Annotated in this window: 1 protein-coding gene; it reads right to left on the reverse strand. The window is 34.8% G+C overall.

What is annotated here, in order from left to right:
- Positions 1-336 precede the first annotated feature (336 nt).
- Positions 337-525, reverse strand: a complete 189-nt coding sequence (locus QVP40_RS13890) for a helix-turn-helix domain-containing protein (protein ID WP_173752809.1) — start codon at positions 523-525, stop codon at positions 337-339.
- Positions 526-884: the final 359 nt, after the last annotated feature.

Consider the following 884-nt stretch of genomic DNA (forward strand, 5'->3'; position numbering starts at 1 on the left):
GGAGGGTTAGCCCCTCCGAGGTGGAGGGTGGGCCGCCTTTTATGTGCTCTGACTTTCCGTGAAGTTAGTGTACCATGTAATTCTATAAACATCAATCAAAAATCTTGAAGAAGCTCCCTCTTTCTGAATATGAATAAGAAAATTTTATATGATACCCTAAGGATACTGATTTCATACGAGAGGGGAATGTGGAAACTCTAAAGGATAAAGAACCATGGCAGATTTTTTGAGGAATATGAAAAAAAGATTTGTGAATAATGGAAACATGATAGACTGGGGAAATTATGAATAACAAAAAAGCCCGGAGATTATCAGAGCTCATAAAGAAGAAAGGGTTTACTTTTTGTTGCTAAAACCTAGCATATAATCAGCGGACACTTGATAGAATTTACATAAGGCTATCAGGTAGTCAATTGGCATTGGTCTTTTTTCGAGTTCATATTGAGAATAAGTGGTTTGAGCTATTCCCAACATATCTGCAATCTGTTTTTGTGACAAGTCGTGATCCTGTCTTAAATTTCTCATTCTTTCCGCATAATTCAATTCATGCTCACCTCATAAATATTTTATATGAAAGTGAAATATGATATTGATTTTTAAGTCACAGCGAGTTAAACTTAATTCAGTAACTCACAACGAGTTAAAAAGGCGAGTTATGACTAATGAAAAATAAGTGTATGAGAAAAATAATGGGATTATAAAAAGAAATGTTTTGTTATTTAATACACTGAAAGGCAAATGAAGAGAATAAAACTTGCCACAAAATACATTTACTTTAGGAGGACATTTACAAATGAAAAGGAAACTGATAATTGCATTAGCGGCGGCTATGACGATCACCTTAGGCAGTGTCGGCGTTGTTTCTGCTGATGATACGAACTTTG

The sequence above is a fragment of the Blautia sp. CAG:257 genome (genome assembly GCF_000433815.1).
GTDB lineage: Bacteria > Bacillota > Clostridia > Lachnospirales > Lachnospiraceae > Blautia_A > Blautia_A caecimuris.